This window comes from Photobacterium sp. WH77, from assembly GCF_022014395.1.
Lineage (GTDB): Bacteria > Pseudomonadota > Gammaproteobacteria > Enterobacterales > Vibrionaceae > Photobacterium > Photobacterium arenosum.
Genome location: NZ_JAKLTE010000022.1, coordinates 38,837 through 58,946, shown reverse-complemented (window position 1 = coordinate 58,946; position 20,110 = coordinate 38,837). Strand labels below are relative to the sequence as shown.

At 52.7% G+C, this 20,110-nt stretch carries 17 protein-coding genes; 2 read left to right on the top strand and 15 right to left on the bottom strand.

The features are described 5' to 3' along the window. Positions 1-18: 18 nt before the first annotated feature. The 6 genes from menB to L6J37_RS18050 all read right to left on the bottom strand — a co-directional run bounded on the left by menB (position 19) and on the right by L6J37_RS18050 (position 7,348). Positions 19-885 carry a 1,4-dihydroxy-2-naphthoyl-CoA synthase gene (menB, locus tag L6J37_RS18080; protein WP_237796132.1) on the bottom strand — a complete coding sequence of 289 codons (867 nt, stop codon included), beginning with the start codon at positions 883-885 and terminating at the stop codon, positions 19-21. Positions 886-1,393: 508 nt separating this feature from the next. After that, positions 1,394-1,744, bottom strand: a complete 351-nt coding sequence (locus L6J37_RS18075) for a cupin domain-containing protein (protein WP_192016263.1) — start codon at positions 1,742-1,744, stop codon at positions 1,394-1,396. Further along, positions 1,741-3,057 carry an NAD(P)/FAD-dependent oxidoreductase gene (locus tag L6J37_RS18070; protein WP_237796130.1) on the bottom strand — a complete coding sequence of 439 codons (1,317 nt, stop codon included), beginning with the start codon at positions 3,055-3,057 and terminating at the stop codon, positions 1,741-1,743. The genes L6J37_RS18075 and L6J37_RS18070 overlap by 4 nt, the downstream gene beginning before the upstream one ends. A gap of 13 nt (positions 3,058-3,070) precedes the next feature. Continuing rightward, on the bottom strand, positions 3,071-4,546 hold the full coding sequence (locus tag L6J37_RS18065; protein ID WP_442957019.1) for an FAD-dependent oxidoreductase: 1,476 nt from the start codon (positions 4,544-4,546) through the stop codon (positions 3,071-3,073). Positions 4,547-4,730: 184 nt separating this feature from the next. Further along, positions 4,731-6,158 carry an aldehyde dehydrogenase family protein gene (locus tag L6J37_RS18055; protein ID WP_237796128.1) on the bottom strand — a complete coding sequence of 476 codons (1,428 nt, stop codon included), beginning with the start codon at positions 6,156-6,158 and terminating at the stop codon, positions 4,731-4,733. Between the two features lie 2 nt (positions 6,159-6,160). Further along, positions 6,161-7,348, bottom strand: a complete 1,188-nt coding sequence (locus L6J37_RS18050) for an aromatic ring-hydroxylating oxygenase subunit alpha (RefSeq protein ID WP_192016259.1) — start codon at positions 7,346-7,348, stop codon at positions 6,161-6,163. Positions 7,349-7,658: 310 nt separating this feature from the next. On the opposite strand from L6J37_RS18050, the gene L6J37_RS18045 reads away from it, so the two are divergent. After that, positions 7,659-9,395, top strand: coding sequence for a BCCT family transporter (locus L6J37_RS18045; RefSeq protein WP_237796127.1), 1,737 nt, complete (start codon positions 7,659-7,661; stop codon positions 9,393-9,395). An 82-nt stretch (positions 9,396-9,477) separates the two neighbouring features. Here L6J37_RS18045 and gcvA read toward each other — a convergent pair whose 3' ends face one another. The 4 genes from gcvA to L6J37_RS18025 all read right to left on the bottom strand — a co-directional run bounded on the left by gcvA (position 9,478) and on the right by L6J37_RS18025 (position 13,397). After that, a complete protein-coding gene (gene gcvA, locus L6J37_RS18040) occupies positions 9,478-10,404 on the bottom strand; it encodes a transcriptional regulator GcvA (protein ID WP_192016257.1) in 927 nt (308 codons plus the stop codon). A gap of 260 nt (positions 10,405-10,664) precedes the next feature. Next, the gene (menH, locus tag L6J37_RS18035; RefSeq protein ID WP_237796126.1) at positions 10,665-11,459 is read right to left on the bottom strand and encodes a 2-succinyl-6-hydroxy-2,4-cyclohexadiene-1-carboxylate synthase; all 795 of its coding nucleotides are present in this window, start codon (positions 11,457-11,459) and stop codon (positions 10,665-10,667) included. Continuing rightward, entirely contained in the window at positions 11,449-13,230 is a 1,782-nt protein-coding gene (gene menD / locus L6J37_RS18030) for a 2-succinyl-5-enolpyruvyl-6-hydroxy-3-cyclohexene-1-carboxylic-acid synthase (protein WP_237796125.1), read from the bottom strand. Before menD ends, menH begins: the two co-directional genes overlap by 11 nt. Continuing rightward, positions 13,230-13,397: a hypothetical protein gene (locus L6J37_RS18025; RefSeq protein ID WP_192016254.1), complete on the bottom strand. Its 168-nt coding sequence runs from the start codon at positions 13,395-13,397 to the stop codon at positions 13,230-13,232. The genes menD and L6J37_RS18025 overlap by 1 nt, the downstream gene beginning before the upstream one ends. 255 nt (positions 13,398-13,652) lie before the next feature. Between L6J37_RS18025 and L6J37_RS18020 the strand changes: the two genes are divergently transcribed. Beyond that, positions 13,653-13,889: a hypothetical protein gene (locus tag L6J37_RS18020; protein ID WP_192016253.1), complete on the top strand. Its 237-nt coding sequence runs from the start codon at positions 13,653-13,655 to the stop codon at positions 13,887-13,889. A 101-nt stretch (positions 13,890-13,990) separates the two neighbouring features. Here the strand turns inward: L6J37_RS18020 and L6J37_RS18015 are convergent, their stop codons facing one another. The 5 genes from L6J37_RS18015 to L6J37_RS17995 form a co-directional block, all read right to left on the bottom strand. Next, positions 13,991-15,442 carry a bifunctional 2-methylcitrate dehydratase/aconitate hydratase gene (locus L6J37_RS18015; RefSeq protein WP_192016252.1) on the bottom strand — a complete coding sequence of 484 codons (1,452 nt, stop codon included), beginning with the start codon at positions 15,440-15,442 and terminating at the stop codon, positions 13,991-13,993. Positions 15,443-15,644: 202 nt separating this feature from the next. Next, on the bottom strand, positions 15,645-16,832 hold the full coding sequence (gene prpC / locus L6J37_RS18010; protein ID WP_237796124.1) for a bifunctional 2-methylcitrate synthase/citrate synthase: 1,188 nt from the start codon (positions 16,830-16,832) through the stop codon (positions 15,645-15,647). Between the two features lie 135 nt (positions 16,833-16,967). Then, a complete protein-coding gene (gene prpB / locus L6J37_RS18005) occupies positions 16,968-17,837 on the bottom strand; it encodes a methylisocitrate lyase (RefSeq protein ID WP_192016250.1) in 870 nt (289 codons plus the stop codon). 54 nt (positions 17,838-17,891) lie between these two features. Then, entirely contained in the window at positions 17,892-18,572 is a 681-nt protein-coding gene (locus L6J37_RS18000) for a GntR family transcriptional regulator (RefSeq protein WP_225445219.1), read from the bottom strand. Between the two features lie 588 nt (positions 18,573-19,160). Then, positions 19,161-20,087 (bottom strand): DMT family transporter, encoded by a 927-nt coding sequence (locus L6J37_RS17995; protein ID WP_192016249.1) that lies wholly within the window; start codon positions 20,085-20,087, stop codon positions 19,161-19,163. Positions 20,088-20,110 lie beyond the last annotated feature (23 nt).

Sequence of the window (20,110 nt, the reverse complement as noted above, 5' to 3'; positions counted from 1 at the left end):
CCGCTCAGTAGTGACAAATCACGGGTTGCGCGGGAATTTTTTGAAGTCCGGCTGGCGTTTTTCATTGAACGCATTACGGCCTTCCTGACCTTCTTCGGTCATATAAAACAGCATGGTGGCGTTGCCTGCCAGTTCCTGCAATCCTGCCTGTCCGTCACAGTCGGCATTCAGTGCGGCTTTCAGACAACGCAGCGCCATCGGGCTGTGCTGAAGCACTTCACGACACCATCGCACCGTCTCCCTTTCCAGCTCAGCCAGTGGCACAACGGTATTGACCAGCCCCATCTCCTGCGCTTCCTGCGCGTCGTAAAAACGGCACAGAAACCAGATTTCGCGGGCCTTTTTCTGACCGACAATCCGTGCCATATAAGCGGCACCCCAGCCGCCGTCAAAAGACCCGACTTTCGGGCCGGTCTGACCAAACCGGGCGTTCTCTGCCGCTATGGTCAAATCGCACATCATGTGCAGCACATGGCCGCCGCCCACCGCCCAGCCGGCCACCGAGGCAATCACAGGTTTCGGACAGGTGCGGATCTGGCGCTGAAAATCCAGCACATTCAAATGATGGGTGCCGGCGTCATCCCGGTAACCGCCATAGTCACCGCGTACTTTCTGATCACCGCCAGAGCAGAAGGCATCCTCGCCCAGCCCGGTGAGAATAATCACACCGACGGACTCATCGTAGCGGGCTTGTGACAGCGCATGGATCATTTCGTTGACAGTTTGCGGACGAAAAGCATTGTGCACCTGCGGACGGGCGATGGTGATTCTGGCGATGCCATCGCTCGATGTATGGTACTGAATATCGTCATACCCGCTGCCGCCGTTTACCCATTCGATCGGCGCATAAAGTGCCTCTTCAGACAAACCCAGGGTCATTGCCATATCATTCTCACTCTCAGATCACTGTGCCATTTCAAGGTGCGGGTTCAGCTGACGCCAGAGCACCATTGCAAAAAATCTGCGGTTGTTCTTTGTGGGCCTTGTGCCAGGCATGGGCGATACAGCTTGCCGTCGCCGCGTGAATACCGTCAATCAGTACATGAACCACCTGGTGCTGGAACACTCCGCATGCCTCAACGAACTGAAACCTCACCTGCCATCATGACCTCTGAGAGACCAGGGGCAGGCAAAACAAACCTCGGGACAGTCTATAGCCAAGCATGATTTTCCACCTGCGCCAGATCAAACTTGATCTGAATTACTGGGGTTGCAGACAATGGAGTGAGAAGAAAGGCGAGTGGGGGTATAGCAACCGGCAAATAAAAAGACTTCAGCAGCGTGTTGTGCTCGAAAAGAGACAAGAAATCAGACGAAACAGGAACAGACATCGCCCGTATGAGGAGTCTGTCCCTGGTTCGGTGGTAAGCCCTTCAGGCCGAAGTGAATAGGGTCACTGAATGCCGTGTAGTTCCTTCCAGTTTCCCGGATGCACAACATAACCAAACAAGGCATGACCACCATAAATCAGCTCAGTCCCTTCGGGTATCCAGAGCATTTGTCCCGGGTAAACATGGTGGGTTTCCCCGTTTGCGGTCAGCTCAAAACACCCTTCAATGACAAAAACAACTTCGTCATACAATACCGTCCAGGCGACTTTTGCACCTTCCCACCTAGCAAAACCCACACCGATATTCGGGGAAACATCAGGGCTCAGTGCACGTGCGACGTAAGCCATGCCCGGCGAGTCGCCACGCACCGTAAAATCGAGATCCTTATTATCTATCACTCTGACTCGTTTCATAATTCACTCCGGCTTTGCCATTTGGCTAAATGAATGCGGCTTTTGACCCCCATCCCCAAAAAAGGCTCTGGGGGGTTCAGGCTTGGCATCCCTGTGACCTGGCGTATGTCTTTCAGGGCGGGGGAAGATTCGCCCATAACGAAGTCCGCCAACAGCGTACCGGATATGGTGCCCCACGCCGCACCCACACCGTTATCACAGGCGCTGGCATAGACTCTGTCATCCAGTTGACCAAAGAAGTTGGTGAAGTTACGGGAAATGGCATATACCCCCCCCCAGGTATGAGTAAATGGCACGTCTGCCAGTGCCGGATAGCGCGCTAAGAACACCTGTCTGTGGTCCTCGCGGATCCGTTTCCGCATGGCGTCTGTCACACTGGCTCCGTATTTGGGTACATGCTTATAGGAGTTTCGAACCAGAATTCGTCGATCGGCCGTCATCCGCAATGTAGTGCCGGCATGATCCGCCGGGGTCAGCCCCCAATTCAGTTGTCCTCCGTAGCGCTGCATTTCTTCATCGCTGAGCGGGCGTGTCCAGCTGGCAAACGTCATCACTGGTAGCAAGCGGTTTTTCAGGTAACCGAACTCGCGGGTGAAAATACTTGTACCCAGTAATAAATCCGGGGTTTTGACCACACCATTGTCACCTTGTAACCGCCAATAACCGTTCTCTTTACTGATGCCCCGTATCGGAGAGTTTTCAAGAATTTCCACGTTATCCGGCAAACTTTGAGCCAGTCCGCGCACCAGTGCCGCGGGCTGCATCAGATAGCCGCCCGGTGTGAAAATTGCCCGGCTGTAATAGCGAGTTCCTAACACTTTCGACAGCTTTTCAGCTCCAACATGTAAGTAAGGTTCACCCAAATCTTTCATCAGGTGTTCAAAGTGGTCGAGATAAGCTTCACCTCGTGGCCCGACGGCCCCCTGAAACTTACCCACAGCAGACCACTGGCAATGAATGTTGTACTTGCTCACCAGTTTCGATAGCTGTTTAATTGCCAAGCGATTTAAAGACAGCAGCTTTTGTTTATGTGCCGGATCCGGATGCTCCAGGGCAAACTTGTGCGGTAAATCAATCACGAAGCCCGAGTTACGGCCAGACGCTCCCTGGCCAATTCGCTGCGCGTCAATGAGCAGAATACGGGAATAAGGTGAAAGCTCAGCCAATCGCCTTGCCATGGCGAGTCCGGCAAATCCCGCACCCAGCACAACATAATCAGCGCTCTCTTCTCCTGCTAACGATGGGTTTACCGCCGTATCGGGCAGTGCGTCATACCAGCCGCAGCTTGTATCGTCATTCGGTAAGTGAATCATACTTGCTCTCCCGTCACGCAGCAGACTGCTTGAGTGACAATTGCCCTAACCATTGCATACGCGTTGACTGAACCTGTTTTCCCAGCAAAGCAAACCCGATCATCTCGCCTTGAGGTGAATAGAAAAACGCCATCAGTTCTTCGGCTACCGATTCGATATGCCACTCACCCGGTGCGCTGGCAGACACAGGGAAGACCGTCAGTGGCATGAGGGGCGTTTTCACAATCACTGGGCTTTCCTTGAGTGTCACGGGTGTTGGTTCACCCAGCAGGCTTTTCACCAAAGATGGAATAGCTTGAGTAATGGGTGCGATATAAGGCTGCCAGCCTTGAGCGGTTTCTGCGCAATCGCCCAGCGAGAAAATATGGCTATCACTGGTTTGGCCGTAGGAGTTCACTTTGATTCCGCGTCCTACCTCTAAACCCGCAGCCTGGGCCAGCTTGACATTGGGAGTCAGCCCCACGGCACTGAGAACCAGATCAGCCTCAATCTGATTACCGCTGTGAAGGTGTATGGTGTAACCCGTTCCGGCTGATGCACCGCCCGGCGATTGCGTATCACAATCGATTGGTTCTATTGCGCGGATGCTGTCTTGTAGCGACCACTTGACCCCACGTTCACTGAACACAGCCTGTAATCTTTCCCCAAGCTGCTGAGGGATCAGTCGCGCCATTGGCCATTGCCCCAGACCAATCACAGTTACCTCTGCGCCACTTTCGATCAGATCGTTTGCAAATTCGCAACCGATTAAGCCGTCACCCAAAATAGCAATCCGTTTTTTCCCTTCAAGCCGCTGTCTGAAGTCTCTGTAGTCCATCAGATCATTGACACTCAGCACGGCAGAGCAATCTCCGGCAATGGGAATCTCAATCGGTGATGCGCCTGTAGCCAGTACAAGGCGACTGTAGGCGTAAGAGCCAATGCCGGTGTGCAGAATACGCTTCTCGCGATCAATCTGCTCAACCCGTGTATTGGGGTAAATTCGAATGTTCAGGCGACGTTCCCAGTCCAGCGCACTTTCAGTCTGCAGACTGTCACCGTCTTTACCCAGCGACAATGCATTCGACAAGGCCGGCTTACTGTACAACGCACCATCATCCGCCGTAAAAACGGTGATAGGAACGTGGGCAGACTGAGCCCGAAGTGCTGCTGCCAACTGATAACCGCTGTGACCACTCCCGATAATGACGATAGGCTCATCGGCACAAACAGGGGAAGCCACCTCAGGTGAAGGTGATTGATCCGCTGCGGGATCCCCCGTTGAATCATCAGGAACTGCGACTGCAGCAACCTTATCCTGCAGTGCGCCTGCCGTGTCATCCGAGCTGATTTCAATCATCTCGAAATCAGCTTTACTGACCAGACAATCAGGACAAAGCCAATCATCAGGCACGTCTTCCCAGGCTGTCCCAGGAGCAATGCCATCCGCGGGCCAGCCCTCTGCTTCATCGTAAATTAAGCCGCAAATGATACAGAGCCACTTTTTCATCACTTTTACTCCAACTACCTTGTTCTGCATTGCCCTGCCATGAAGCCAGTCAGGTATTGCTGTTACCCTATGCCTGCCAGCAGTATCCGGTTCATCCCCTTTCACCCGGACCGGGGCGCCGGACTCACTCCGCCAACCAGATCACGCTGATAGGGAGAAAGGGGACGGATTCTGTTACGTCATTTCAGTCGTGCTGTAACCGAATCGCGATATTACGTGTATGGACATAGCTATAGATCGCTTCCTGTCCTTTTTCCCGGCCAAAGCCAGACAGCCCAACGCCACCAAACGGGGTTTCAATACCGCCAGCAAACCATTCGTTAATGAAAACCTGGCCGCCACGCAGTTGCTGAGCCACCCGTAATGTCTGATTCAGGCTCTCGCCAAACACCCCTGCCACCAAACCAAACACGGTTCCGTTAGCAATATCTATCGCTTGCTGCTCTGTCTCAAAAGGCGTGATGACCAGAACAGGACCAAAGACTTCTTCCTGTGCTATCTGCATGTCAGGGGTTGCTTCAATCACAGTTGGTGCAACAAAGTAACCAGATAACTCAGGTGCATAACCCCCGGTCAGGATCTTGGCTCCTTCCTGTCTGGCTTGATCAATCATCGCCAGCACCCGCGTTTGCTGCTCTTTGGAGATCAGCGGTGTCATATCAGGCTGACTTTCACCCTGACCGATGACCAGCCCTTCCGCCATAGCCACAACCGCCGCCTTCACTTCCTCATAGCGGGTTTTGTGCACCAGCAGTCTCGACATCGCAGAGCACACCTGACCTGCGTTGAAAAAGATCCCGGCCTGAACGCTTTTCAGCAGGGTTTGCAGATCAGCATCTCTGAGGACAATCGCCGCCGATTTTCCGCCCAGTTCCATCACAGACGGAGTTGCTCTGAGCGCAGCATCTTGCAAGATACGCTGGCCGGTGGGCACCGAGCCGGTAAAGACGATCTGATCCACTTCCGGATGCTGCACTAAATGGCTGCCAATTTCCGTCCCCTTTCCACAAAGTAAGTGAATGGCACCTTGCGGGAAGCCTGCTTTTTCAATTGCTTTTATCAGCAGCGTCATGGCCAATGGCGATATTTCCGGGGACTTAATCACCACAGCATTGCCTGCAGCCAACGCGGGGGCCAGCGAGCGAGCACAAATTGAAACGGGGAAATTCCACGGAACAATCTGCACAGAAACACCAAACGGCACATATTGCGTAAAATCGATATAATTTTTTCCTAGTGGAATGGAGGTTCCTTCCAGCTTATCGGCCATACCCGCGTAATATTCGAAGTAGCGTGCTGACTCTAAAAATTCATCTTTTGCATCTTGCAGCGATTTGCCGTTTTCACGGCAAGCAATCAGTCCGCCTTCATCAACCAGCTCGCGAATCGCTGCGGCGGCTTTCAGCATCCATTGTGATCGGATCGCGGGGCGCACATCCGACAACAGCCCTTCATTTACGCAACGGCGTGCGGCAGCCATCGCGCGGTCTGCATCAGCAATACTGGCCTGCGCTATCGTCGCATACACTTCCGCTGTACCCGGATTCATGACTGTCAGCGAACGGTCTGCATCACACCACTGACCATCGATATAATTCAGAAAATGCGTCATGATCAGCCCTCCATCGCCGACTTTACTTGCTTCGCCAGCCATGTCTGGAAGAAATGCGTCGGTATATCCATCTCCGGCGAGAACACCCCACCGCCAAAGCCCGGTGAATAACGGCCTTGCTGCATGCCTTCTACCGCGCCAATGTCTTCACCAAACACCACACGCCATGATTCAACCGTTGCGGTGCGGCATGCTGCGAATTCATCCTGGGTTGCTTCATCCCCGACATAAAAAATACGTAAATGCTCAATGCTTTTATCTGCACTGATAGGCTCAATCATCATGGCGAAGGCATGATCAGCCTGAATGCCCAGCAGCACATTCGGAAACAGCGACACGTATTCAGCATGACGAAGCTTGTCCGCAGGCCAGCCCGGAAACTTCGGCAGATGCGTCCCAGCGGTATCAGACAGGTTGTAGGCCAGACTGCCTTGGCCCGCAAAACGCTCAGCAAACATAATGTTGTAATGATCTTCGAGACGGGAGTAGCTGTTCAGGCTCGGGTGTACCCAAGGCAGGTGGTAAGCCTCGCAGTAGTTTTCGACGGCCAGCTTCCAGTTACAGTTCACTTCGATTTCCAGATTGCCGCCCATGTTCACGCGGCGCAGCAAACCCAGCCCATCGTCCCCGACAAAGCCATGCCAGCGCTGCTCCAGAGGCGCAATATGCTCTTCAAAGCTCGGCGCATCACCAGACAAATTGACAAAAACCATGTCCATCCAAATAGCAGAGCGCAGCGGTTTCAGGCCGTGTTTTTCGCATTTGAATCTGTCGTCTTTATGCTTGGCGATCCCACCGATATGTGGTGTGCCTTTCAGGTTGCCATCAAGATCATAAGTCCAGGAATGATAAGGACAGCGAATCATTCCCTGAACTTCACCCGCTTCATGCACCAGTTTCATACCGCGGTGACTGCAGACGTTGTGAAAAACCTGCACTTCCCCCTGACGGTTCTTCATCAGCAATAGGGGCAAATTCATAAACGTAATCGGCTTCACATAGCCATTCTTCACCAGATCTGAAGCAAAGCCGATGCAGACCCAGGTCTGTCCGAAGACGTGGTCACGCTCAAAGGTGAAATACTCGGCGTGGGTATAGGCCTCGTTCGGCATACCTGTTGCCTCGCTGATCGGATTCAATACGCGATCGACCAGCTCAATCGGGATGATGGTTTGATTGACATTGCTCATGTTCTTTTCTCCGCAAGTGAAATTGCATTCCGTGATCACAACATGGTGATGTGTTAATGATGCTGATTCTGGTTAACAACATCGCAACAAACAAACGACTTTTTTGGAGGGTGTTAATGAGAAATTGTCATACTTCTATCCGCCGGACTGATAATGCCAGACCCTGTTATTGATAAAATTAATGTTCCATGATCTGAGCTCATTCATGGATGACAAATAATCAGTTGAAACGTCTTTCCGCACTCTCTACTCTTCAAAAAATTAACAAGAACGTAACAACACTGAGCAGCACGCACTGAGAGGGATGTTTATGAGAGCAACATCAGGGATACTGAAAGGGCTAAACCCTACTGTTACGATCGCGTCAAAAGTTGTCGTGATAGGGTTTGTGCTTTTCTGCGCTATCCTCGCCAACCAGGCAGGGCAATATTTCGAAACCATTTCCAGCATTTTATTGCAGAATATGAAGTGGTTTTATATTGGTCTGGTGTCCTTGGTTGTCGGGTTTCTTATTTATTTAATGATCAGCCGATACGGCCATATCCGGCTCGGAAAAGACAATGAAAAGCCGGAGTTTAGCTATTTGTCCTGGGTGTCCATGCTGTTTTCTGGCGGCATGGGAATCGGACTGATTTTCTGGTCAGTCGCCGAACCAATGTGGCACTATGCTGACAATCCTTTTACTGAAGGACTGACCAATCAATCTGCCGCCACCTCAATGCAACTGACCTTCTTTCACTGGGGTTTACACCCATGGTCAGTGTTTATCATTGTGGCTTTAGCACTGGCCTATTTTTCATACCGTAAAGATCTCCCCTTCACACTCCGTTCTATTCTGTACCCTTTAATCGGCAATCGAATTTACGGCCCCATCGGCCACACTGTCGACATTTTAACGGTTGCGGTTACGGCATTTGGTATTTCCCAAACACTGGGTATGGGAGTGATCCAGATTAACTCTGGGTTGAATCAGGCATTTGGCATCGACATCAGTCTGGGGACCCAGCTGGTGATTATTGTCACTCTGTGTACCTGCGCGGTGGCATCCGTTCTGTCCGGCATTGGCAAAGGCATCCGGCGTCTTTCAGAATGGAATATGTTGCTTTCGCTGCTACTGGTAGTGATCGTTCTCTATATTGGCCCAACGCGTTACATTCTGAACACCTTGCTGGAAAGTACTGGCGCTTATGCGCAGAATATTATCGGCATGAGCCTGTGGAGCGATGCGCAAAATGACTCTGGCTGGCAAAACTGGTGGACAGCCTATTACTGGCCGTGGTGGATGACCTGGGCACCGTTTGTTGGCATGTTTGTCGCTCGGATTTCAAAAGGACGCACTATCCGCGAGCTGATAGGCGGGGCATTAATCGTACCTACCCTGATCACCTTCCTGTGGATCTCGGTTTTCGGCGGCGCAGCACTAAAAGTCGAGCAGGACGCTCGCATTGCCCATCAGGAGCAAACTGTCGTTGCAGCCGCGCAGCAGACCAATCAAACACCATCCACCGCTTTCACAGGCGGACCGATTCTGGATGCAACCAAAGCAGACACCACTCGAGCCTTATTTACCCTGTTCGATAACCTGGATACGGGTTTATTTGGCAAGCTGTTGAGCGTTCTAGCCTGTGTACTGCTTGGCACCTATTTTATCACCTCAGCGGATTCAGGCACGCTGGTGTTGTGTACCCTTGATGCAGCCGGTGACAGTGAGCCACCGACTTTGATCAGAATACTCTGGGGAATAATGATTGCAGTCATCGCCGCTGTCTTGCTCTATGCTGGTGGACTGAAGGCCATGCAAACGGCATCAATCATCGCTGGCTTCCCGATTGCCATTTTCATCGCCGTCATGAGTATGACTCTGTTTCACTGTCTGCGTCGTGAACCCAAACCCTGGGCAATGCTTCCGGAGCATGTTCACCCTGAACAGGAAAAGCTGGACGGCCCGGTCGAACCACTCGTTGAACCAAAATCCCCCCTGAAAACAGACACAACACCAGCGGCGCAATCAGAAGGGACAACCCACCAAAAACCCTTATTATCTTAAAGCACCAGCGAAGCTAATCCATTCAAAAGCTGGAACCTGAGTTCCAGCTTTTTTTGTTCAACTGAGCGTGGATAAAATCCTTTTAGATCAAACCCTTCTCACCGACTTCATCCGGGAGTTGATGCAATAACCACTCGCGAAAGCGCTTCACGCTCGCTGGCATCACCCCCCTGCCAATGGGCTCCAGCATCGAGAAATTTGATTCAGTCGACAACACTTGCTCCACTGGCCTGACTAAGGCACCACTTTGTAAGTAATCATCCACCAGTGAACCCCATGCCAGTGCGATACCCTGCCCATTAATAGCCGCCTGCAACAACATTGGATAATTGTTAATATTCATCCGGTTTTTAGGTGTGATATTCGGCAGCCCCACGGCATGAAACCACTCCTCCCAATTCACCCAGTCTCTTTGTGACTCCTCCAGCAAGAGCAAGGTTTTGCTGAACACATCTTCAGGCTCGGTCGGATGACCGATTTTCTCAAGGTATGCCGGGCTGCAGACCGGAAAAACCTCTTCAGCAAACAAGGTGGTGACGTGCATGTCGGCTGGTGGTGTGCGGCAATAGAAAAGCGCTATATCACAATCGAGCCGCCGTAAGTCCTGAATGTTATCAGATGCTAAAATCCGCAAATCTATGTCATCATGCGCATTCTGAAATTCAGCGACTTTAGGAAGCAGCCACAGTGCCGCCATCGCATTGGTTGTCGCCACCGTGATTTTATGGTCGCCCTGCCACTTCTTCACTTCGCCAGTGACTTGGGCAATATCCAGCAACGAATGGCTGATCGACTGATAATACTGAAGTCCTGTCGGTGTCAGGTAAATACTCCTGCTTGCGCGTGTAAACATCGCTGTGCCAAGGTATTCCTCCAGCTGGCGAATTTGTCGGCTAATTGCACCTTGAGTCACATTCAGTTCGTCAGCTGCCAGGGTAAAACTCAGGTGCCGGGCCGAAGCTTCGAAGGCAACTAAGCTGTTTAGTGGGGGAAGCGGTTTGATTCTCATTCTGTTTCCAGTCAGACTTGTTCTGAAATTCTTATAATGCTCACATAATTCATCCGTTAATATTTCAATATTAAGGATAGAACGACGTGAGGAACGCTTGTCTATTCTGGGCAAAAATCAGTAAACAACAATTAAAATAATCAAAGACAGAGACTTAAATCATAGATAATTAAATCCAGAATAAGAACACTCTGTCCATTTCACAATGGAAAGGAAAAGCAAGCTGTGCGGTACTGAATATCGTCATCCTCACTCTCAGATCACAATGTCATTTCAAGGGACTGATTCAGCTGACGCCTGAGCGCCATCGCAAAAGCCTGCGGTTGTTCTTTATGGGCGTTGTGTCCGGCATCGGCGATACAGCTTGCCGGCACCCGGCTGTCATTCGCCATTCGTGAAAATTTGCTGTCGTGTCCGCCGTAAAAGTAATGCAGTGGCACGTGCTGCGACTTGAGCGCATCCGCCAGATAAGCTTGCCGGGCCAATGACGTCGCGAGCAGCATGGCGGCAACACCGGCCCCGAGGTTATCACTGCGGCAATTAAGCATACTTTGTTTTTGCACATGATTAAGCGAAGCAAAAACAGGTTGCTGATACCAGTCGGCCAACACCGTACCGACAGGCTCACGGCGGAACCGGCGGGCCCAGCGACAGTCCTGTCGCCACCGCACCATTTGTTCCTGTTTGGAAGTCAGACCAAAGTGACCGCCTTCCACCGCCAGCAGCCGGATATTCAGCGGTGCAAACAGGCCGTTGGCCACTCCGTGCATGGCGATACGGGCGCCCAGTGAGTAGCCCGCCAGCACCAGGGGACGGGCCGCCAGCTGATGCTGGATCAGAGTATCGCGAACCTGTCCTGCGGCCTCATCCAGAGAGTGACAGACAACAGCGCGGCTGCCGCCATGACCGGGCAAATCCAGCCCGATACAGGGATAGGCTTGCAGCCACTGAGCGCAGTCAAGCCAGTCTGCACCGCTGCCCAGCAGGCCATGGAGAAACACCAGTACCGGACGATCCGGCTGATCGCTCCGGGTTAGAAACCGGCTACAGAGCATGCAAATCTCTGATGAACTGACTGAGCTGCTCGCAGGCTTCTCCCGGCGGCGTCTGAATCTCCACCAGTAGCGCGCCTGTCCCGGCAAGCAAATGCTCATTCACAACCGTTTGATAAGCAGACAGTGTCGCGGTTTTACAATACGCCAGCCCAAACTGACGGGCAGCATGTTCGAACTGATAGCCATGCGGCATCTGGTACAGATGCTGTTTACTGTCCGGCGGGACAGGCAGCAGATCAAAAATGGCACCGCCGTCGTTGTTCGTGACGACGATAACCGCAGGTGTTTTGCTGTGAGTCAATAACGCCAGTGAATTCAGATCATGCAGCAGCGAGGTATCCCCCAGCAGCAAGATCAAAGGACTGCCACTGGCACGCTGCACCCCTGCCGCAGCGGCAACCAGCCCGTCAATACCCGAAGCACCCCGGTTAGTGTAAACAGTACGCCCGTTAACTACGGTAAACATGTCGACCAGCCGGGCAATCAGGCTGTTACCCAGAAAGAGGCTCGCCTGCTGACCTCTGAGGCTCAGATCCATCGCCAGTGCCAGCTCCGACATTGCACCACAGGCCGCTAAATAGCTGCCGACTCTGGCATGAACCTGCAGCGCCGTCTGCCGCAGTGCCTGTCGCCACTGCGGATCATGTCCCTTGTGCTGCTGAAGCTGTTGTGACTGCTGATGCATCTGTCCGGGCAGCGGATCATCAGCGGCGGTATTTGCTAACGCTGCCAGGGCCATGTTTGCCCAGTCAGCAATACTCGCGACAAAATGGCGTTGCGGCAGGTGGTCCGGATTGTGGCGCGCCCTGTCGGCCGATACATACCAGTAATCGCCCTGCCTTTCACTGGCCTGCCGGGCAATCCACTGAGTCAGGCGCTTAGAAATCAGGCGCGAGCCAAACTGGAGGATCAGATTGCACTCATTCAGCGGCGCGGCCAGCTCGTCAACCTGCAGCCAGAGATCGTAATGCGCCCAGTCACTGCCGATCCCCGACTGCGGATCACACAGCAGCGGACATTCCAGCGCTGCCGCCAGTGCGGCCACCGCCTGCGCGTCTGAAACAGACATGCCACCGGCGATAATGACCGTCTTTTTGCTGCGGAGCGCCTGAATATCATCAGGCACAGTGACCCGTGCAGGCTGAACAGACACACAGGTATAAGGCTGTTCCGTGCCTCGCCAGTGAGCGAGCAATCCTGTGTAATAGCACGATTCATCCGCCGGGTCAGGCGAATACAAAGGCTCCGGAAACGGGCAGTTTATGTGCACCGCGCCACCCTGCTGGTGCTGGCGAAATAACAGCTCATCTACCGATGTCAGCAGCCAGCTTAACGGGACAGACACAGAAGGGCTGGGCAAATCCAGGCTGGCGGTCACATGAGAAGAGAAGATTCCCGGCTGGCAGATCGCCTGATTGGCGCCGCAGCCGATCAATTCGGCAGGCCGGTCGGCGGTCAGCAGCACCAGCTTTTCACCGGTCAGCCCCGCTTCAACCACAGCCGGTAACAGATTGGCCACGGCGGTGCCGGAGGTTACGATAACCGCCACAGGCTGGTCGCTGGCTTTGGCCATACCGAGCGCAAGAAAGCCCAGGCCGCGCTCATCAAAATGGGTATGCAGATTCAGTACCGGATGCGCGGCGGCTTCCAGCGCCAGTGGTGTCGAGCGTGAACCGGGGGCGAGACAGATCTCAGTCACCCCCAGGCGGGACAATTCTTCGAGCAGGGTTCGCGCCCAGATCCGGTTCAAGTGAGCCTGTTCTCCAATCATCAGGCCACCTCAGACACTTGCGTGACGGCGGAGAAATCTTCGATTAATGCCAGCAAGCCCGACACGTCAGACAGAGCCGCCAGTGGCTGTCTCAGCCGGGCAATACCTTCCGGTGCCGTGTGAACACGTTCAATAAGCACACTGGCCGTCTGACAAAAATGCAACACCTTGACCTCGCAGAGCAAAATAGGACATCAGCCGAACTCAGCCCGCATTCTACTGCTCAGTCAGCTGCCCTGAGATGCACCAGATCAATATTGTTCTCATTTTTTATCGTGAACCATAAAGAACCTGAGTACAGAGACTTGAAGTTCGCTTTTTCGCCCTTATATCAATAGCCAGAGAGCCATTAGCCTTACTTTCAGTGCGTTTATTTTTTTGAGGGATGACAGGAAAACTCCTGCCTGTAAATTGAGGTGAGCATGCTGACGCAACTACCCAGACTGCATCTGGAATTAACAGAGTGCAGCCCAAGATCCAATAATACCAACCATCAGACATTGGCGCCGCCACACTGGCCGATGAGTCAGGCCTTTCCGGCAATGCCGGTGACAGACAGCACGTTTCGGTTACCCACAGTGAAGTTTGTGATCCTGGTATCTGCTGAGTATGTACTTGAACAATTGAGAAAAGCCATTTCCCAGCCCGTTCTTCACTGATGCGCAGCCTTGTCTTGTGTGATCATACGATTAAGAGCAGACAAAAAAACCGGCGCTCAATACGCCGGTCTCTGTTACAGATGGGCAATTCCACATTGTGATCAGTTAATGGCAAACATCGCCATAAACTCATTCACCGGGGTGGCTTCCAGCTTGGCCTGATCACTACAGAGCTCAACAATCTTATCGCTCATGCCCTGCGGGAAGCGGGTCAGCAGGTTGCGTCTGAACTTACGCTCCAGCACAGGAATGCCTTCTTCACGGCGACGACGGTGACCAATCGGGTACTCGACCGAGACCTTCTCGGTGCTGGTGCCATCGTTGAAGAAAATCTGAATAGCATTGGCAATCGAGCGTTTGTCTGATTCCAGATATTCGGCGCTGTAACGCTTATCTTCAATGATTTCCATTTTGCTGCGCAGCACATCAATGCGGCTGTCGCCACGGTGGAAGTCATCTTCATAGTGCTCTGCAATCAGATCGCCGTGAATCAGAGGTACAGCAATCATGTACTGCAGGCAGTGATCGCGGTCGGCAGGGTTGGCCAGATCGCCGGATTTGGAAATAATGCGAATGGCAGATTCGTGCGTGGTCACTTCGATACGTTCGATGTCATCCAGACGGTTCTTTACCTGATCATGCAGTGTTACCGCACATTCTACCGCTGTCTGGGCGTGGAACTCTGCCGGGAAAGAGATCTTAAACAGCACATTTTCCATCACATAGCTGCCAAAATCCTGATTCAGCCTGAACGGCTGGCCGTTGAACAGCACATCGTAATAACCCCATTTAGGTGCAGTCAGCACAGACGGCAGACCCATTTCGCCTTTCATGGTGATCATCGCCAGACGAACGGCACGGGAGGTGGCATCACCCGCGGCCCAGGATTTACGGGAACCGGCATTCGGCGCATGACGATAGGTGCGCAGCGCACAGCCATCGACCCAGGCCTGAGACACGGCATCTATAATCTGATCGCGGTTTCCGCCCAGCATCTTAGTCACCACAGCCGTTGATGCCACACGCACCAGCAACACATGATCCAGACCTACGCGGTTATAGCTGTTTTCCAGCGCCAGTACGCCCTGAATTTCATGGGCTTTGATCATGGCGGTCAGCACGTCGCGCATGGTTAGCGGCGCTTTTCCTTCCGAAACAGCAACACGGCTCAGGTAGTCAGCCGTGGCCAGAATACCGCCCAGGTTGTCGGACGGATGGCCCCATTCTGCGGCCAGCCAGGTGTCATTGAAATCCAGCCAGCGAATGATGCAGCCGATGTTAAACGCAGCGGTGATCGGGTCCAGCTCATGGGAGGTTCCCGGTACACGCGCGCCGTTCAGTACCGTCGTACCCGGCACTGTCGGGCCCAGGTGCTTGGTGCATTCAGGGAAGCGCAGTGCCAGCAGGCCACAGCCCAGGGTATCCATCAGGCAGTTACGGGCGGTGTTATAGGCCTCGGCTGAGGTCACTTCGCTATTGGCCACATAATCGGCAATTTTTACCAGCAGTTCATCCGGCTGCGGGCGTTCATTCAGTTCAACGTTGAGGCTCATTCATCTTTCCTTTTACTTCTGAGTCGTTATTGTTTCGATTCCCTTTCAAAGGGAGGGAGTATCAGTCGTGACAGCAAGCTTCGTTGATCCCTCCCCCTTTTCAAGGGGGAGGCTGGGAGGGGGTTCTTCGGCATAAGGCTCAAACCCGTGCACATCTCACCAACCCCACCCTAACCCTCCCCTTGACTAAGGGGAGGGAATATCAGCGGCGTTGGTCTATCGGCAGCCAGTCCTGATGATCCGGGCCGATATAATCTGCACTCGGCCGAATGATGCGGTTATTCTCACGCTGCTCATACACATGCGCGGCCCAGCCGGTGACGCGGCTCATGACAAAGATTGGTGTAAACAACTTGGTGGGAATGCCCATAAAATGGTACGCCGAGGCATGGAAAAAGTCCGCGTTGGCAAACAGGCCTTTTTCGCGTTTCATCACCGATTCCACCCGCTCAGATACCGCGTATAAATGGGCGTCACCGGCATCGGCCGACAACTTACGTGCCCACTCTTTGATGAGCGCGTTACGTGGATCTGAGTCGCGATAAATTGCATGACCAAAGCCCATGATTTTGTCTTTGTTCGCCAGCATAGTGAGGATATTGCTTTCCGCTTCGTCCGGGGTTTTCCAGTGTTCGATCATCGCCATCGCCGCTTCATTCGCTCCGCCGTGCAGCGGGCCGCGCAGGCTGCCGATCGCCGCCGTAATGCATGAATGCAGATCAGACAGCGTGGAAGCGCAGACACGAGCGGTGAAGGTCGAGGCATTGAACTCATGCTCGGCATAAAGGATCAGCGAGCAATGCATAACCTGCTTATGCAGTTCCGACGGCGTCTTACCGGTCAGCATTTCCAGAAAATATCCGCCGGTACAATCCTGTTCAGAACTGGCGGTATCGATGCGCACCCCGTCGTGGCTGTAGCGGTACCAGTAGCAAATGATGGCAGGCAGCATAGCCAGTAAAGTGTCGGTTTTGTCTGCCTGCTGGCTGAAATCCGTTTCCTGATCCAGGTTACCCAGCATGGAGCAGCCGGTACGCATAACGTCCATCGGGTGCGCCTGTGCCGGAATCGCTTCCAGTACGGTTTTCAATGCATCGGGCAAGCCGCGTTTAGCTTTCAGTGTCGCTTTGTACTGATCCAGCTCAGCCTGGGTCGGCAGTTTGCCTTTCAGCAGCAGATAAGCCACTTCTTCGAACTGGGCATTGTGCGCCAGATCCGTGATGTCATAGCCACGGTATGTCAGGCCGGTACCGGTTTTGCCCACGGTACACAGTGCGGTGCTGCCGGCACTCTGACCGCGCAGACCTGCCCCGCCCAGTGGCTTGTTGAGTGAACTGTCCTTGTTTGCCGTGTTTTCTTTGTCCGCTGTCACTGATTGTGTCGCAGTCATTACAGGCTCCTTTTGTTACTGGTCGTCACGTTATTGGATTGAGACGCTGACTTCGTACGCCTTCTCTTCTTCTGTTGCATGAATTCTTACTGTCCCTCCCCCTTTTCAAGGGGGAGGGAATATCCGCGCATGATGTCACTGTCCGCTGAACAGTTTGTCCAGCTTTTGCTCATATTCATGGTAGCCAAGATAATCATAAAGCTCTTCACGGGTTTGCATCTGCTCAACCACGTTGCGCTGGTGGCCGTCTGTCATCAGATGCTGATAGACATTCAGAGCCGCTTTGTTCATGGCACGAAATGCTGACAGTGGATAAAGCACCATGTCGACACCCTGCGCGGCCAGCTCTTCGCAGGAAAACAACGGCGTTGCACCAAACTCTGTGATATTTGCCAGCACGGGCACTTTTACCGCATCAACAAACTGGCGATACTGCTCGAGCGAAATCATGGCTTCCGGGAAAATCATGTCGGCACCGGCTTCAACACAGGCAATGGCCCGCTCGATCGCAGCATCCATCCCTTCAACGGCCAGCGCATCGGTACGGGCCATGATGACAAAGCTGTCATCCTGACGGGCATCGACTGCCGCTTTAATGCGATCCACCATTTCAGCCTGACTGACAATGGCTTTATTCGGACGGTGTCCGCAGCGTTTCTGCGCCACCTGATCTTCCATATGTACCGCGGCGGCACCGGCACGCTCCATTTCGCGAATGGTGCGGGCAATATTGAATGCGCCGCCAAAACCGGTATCAATATCCACCAGCATCGGCAGGTCACAGGCGGCGGTGATCCGGCGCACGTCTTCCGTCACATCATTCAGAGTAGTGATCCCCAGATCCGGCAGGCCATAAGAGGCGTTGGCGATCCCGCCACCAGACAGGTAAATAGCCTGGTGACCCACCTGCTTTGCCATCATGGCGCAGTATGGATTGATCGTACCCACCACCTGCAGCGGGTGGTTATCTGCAACAGCCTGACGGAAACGCTGTCCTGGCTTCATAACTTGCTCCTTGTTGTTGTAAGAATTATCCGGCAGAACGCATTCTGCTGAGTATCAGTCCTTTTTTAACTGACTTTCGATCAGTGTTCTGCTGCGCATTATGTGGCGACGCATCAGCATTTCAGCCAGTTCGCCGTCGCGCTCCTTTATCGCTGCCAGAATCTGTGTGTGCTCGTTCAGTGCCCGCTCCGGACGTGAATGCGAACGCGGTGATTGATAGCGGTACATACGCAGCAAGTGATAAAGCTCATCGCACAACAAGCTGATTAACTTGCTGTTTCGACTGGCTTTGATGATCCGGTAGTGGAAATCGAAATCACCGTGCTGATGAAAATAGGAGGCACCCTCGACCTGCTCAATATGGGTCTGATGGGTTTGCAATAAGACTTCCAGCCCGGCAATTTCTTCATCAGTGATTTTTTCACAGGCCTGACGCGCCGCCATACCTTCCAACGCTTCCCGCACCGCATAGATTTCAGCCAGTTTCTGCGGGCTGAGTGCAACGACCCGGGCGCCGACATGGGGAATGCGCTCGACCAAACCCAAGGCTTCAACCCGCATCATGGCTTCACGCAGCGGGCCGCGGCTAACGGCAAACTGGCGGGCCAGTTCAGGTTCAGATATCTTGCTGCCGGCAGGAAAAACCCCGGTGACGATGCGCTCTACCAGCACTTCCAGCAAACTGTTGGATTTGGTCGGCTCTTTTACAGCGTCAGCTTTACCGCTCACAGTCAGCGTGGGATCTTGCACATTGTCTACAATATCAATACTCACAGTTCTCTCCAACCTCCCAATCAACCAACATTGTCAACAATACTTAATCAACAAGGAAAAAATAGACCTATAAAAGATAAAAAACAAGCCAATTGTTAACACAAAGTAAATCTGGATGAATAGAATTGTCGACAATGTGAGGGAGATCGACGAGAGAAAATAGAGAAAGGAAAAATGGGCATGGTAAACCCTGAACGGCTAACCCAGCTGTGTTAACAATAGTGCATTTTCGCAAACAGGCCGCAAAATAACCGGGAAAAGCGCGACCGATAAAAAATCATCTCCAATCCGGGCAGTTAAACAGACGGAGCACCTCCGCTCTTAATCACATTCTAAGGCTTGAAAAGTCAGAGGTTGATAGGTCTGGCACGCTGTTCAATATGCTTTTCCAGCGATAAAAACCACTCCGGCAGAAAAAGCACCTCGGCCAGGACGAACAAGGAAATACTAACAAAGCGCGTGTGTACACTGCGCTTTGAGGCAACAAAAAACAGCCAGTCTGAGGCTGGCTGTTTGATCTGTAGTGTATGCAGATAAGAAGAGGAAAGTTTACCGGGTCGAGTCCGTCGCCACTTTTCGCTTACTCAGTGATTTCAAGGTGGACAGCTTCACTTCATGGATCAGAATCGCACCCAAAATGCAGCCTCCGCCCAGCATCTGCATCGGCGAGACTAACTGACCTAAGAAAATAAAACCCAGCATCAAAGCAAAAATAGGCTCCGAAAGCTCAACCAGCTGAACCGTCTGGCTTTTTAATATCGTCAGGGACTTAGTCGTGCACCAGAAGCCGCCTATGGTGGGCAGCAGCGCCAGCAATAAGAGGGTTAACCAGACATCGCTTTCAACACCAACAAAGCCCGACATGGAAAAGGGAACAAACAGATACACCACACCAAACAGCAGCAGGCCGCCAACCGGAACTAACCCGCCGCCAATGTTCAGTTTCTTATTCAGCACCAAAAACAGCCCGTAACCCACACCCGCCAGTACCGCAAACACAAAACCGGTATTATCCGAACTGGCGATGTTCTCATTTTCCATGAAGATCAGGTACAAACCCAGTACCGCGAACAGTACCGACATCCATTCCTGCGCCACCAGGTTTCGCCTTTCAAACAGCGCATTGGCAAAAAAGGTTACCAGCGTAGAGACACCAAACAGCAGGAAGACCACCACAGCAACGTTCAGTGTTTCGTAGGACGCCGTTTCAAAAAAATACAGCATGAAAAAGCCAAAGAAACTGCACACCGACAAGGCTTTCCATTTGGTTTTTACATAAGTAAGCAAGGTAGCGATTTGTCCGGTGGCAGCCAGTAACACCACAATGATCAACAAAGCAACGACGCATTTATAAAATGCCACGGCTTCCGGTGAGAGGCCCGACTGAAACAGGTTAACACTCAGTATGCCAACCATGCCGTTAAAAAAAGCGGCAAGCAGTGCCAGAATGACACCAAAGGTATGTTTTCTATCCATGAAGTTTCTCTGTGTGTAGGGAA

Coding starts and splice junctions, on each gene's coding strand:
- L6J37_RS18070 (WP_237796130.1), bottom strand. CDS start 3,057: ATGATTCACTTACCGAATGACGATACAAGCTGCGGCTGGTATGACGCA.
- prpB (WP_192016250.1), bottom strand. CDS start 17,837: ATGAAGCCAGGACAGCGTTTCCGTCAGGCTGTTGCAGATAACCACCCG.
- L6J37_RS18015 (WP_192016252.1), bottom strand. CDS start 15,442: ATGAGCCTCAACGTTGAACTGAATGAACGCCCGCAGCCGGATGAACTG.
- menD (WP_237796125.1), bottom strand. CDS start 13,230: ATGATTGGAGAACAGGCTCACTTGAACCGGATCTGGGCGCGAACCCTG.
- L6J37_RS17995 (WP_192016249.1), bottom strand. CDS start 20,087: ATGGATAGAAAACATACCTTTGGTGTCATTCTGGCACTGCTTGCCGCT.
- L6J37_RS18020 (WP_192016253.1), top strand. CDS start 13,653: ATGCTGACGCAACTACCCAGACTGCATCTGGAATTAACAGAGTGCAGC.
- menH (WP_237796126.1), bottom strand. CDS start 11,459: ATGCTCTGTAGCCGGTTTCTAACCCGGAGCGATCAGCCGGATCGTCCG.
- menB (WP_237796132.1), bottom strand. CDS start 885: ATGGCAATGACCCTGGGTTTGTCTGAAGAGGCACTTTATGCGCCGATC.
- L6J37_RS18065 (WP_442957019.1), bottom strand. CDS start 4,546: ATGAAAAAGTGGCTCTGTATCATTTGCGGCTTAATTTACGATGAAGCA.
- L6J37_RS18055 (WP_237796128.1), bottom strand. CDS start 6,158: ATGACGCATTTTCTGAATTATATCGATGGTCAGTGGTGTGATGCAGAC.
- L6J37_RS18045 (WP_237796127.1), top strand. CDS start 7,659: ATGAGAGCAACATCAGGGATACTGAAAGGGCTAAACCCTACTGTTACG.
- gcvA (WP_192016257.1), bottom strand. CDS start 10,404: ATGAGAATCAAACCGCTTCCCCCACTAAACAGCTTAGTTGCCTTCGAA.
- L6J37_RS18050 (WP_192016259.1), bottom strand. CDS start 7,348: ATGAGCAATGTCAATCAAACCATCATCCCGATTGAGCTGGTCGATCGC.
- prpC (WP_237796124.1), bottom strand. CDS start 16,832: ATGACTGCGACACAATCAGTGACAGCGGACAAAGAAAACACGGCAAAC.
- L6J37_RS18075 (WP_192016263.1), bottom strand. CDS start 1,744: ATGAAACGAGTCAGAGTGATAGATAATAAGGATCTCGATTTTACGGTG.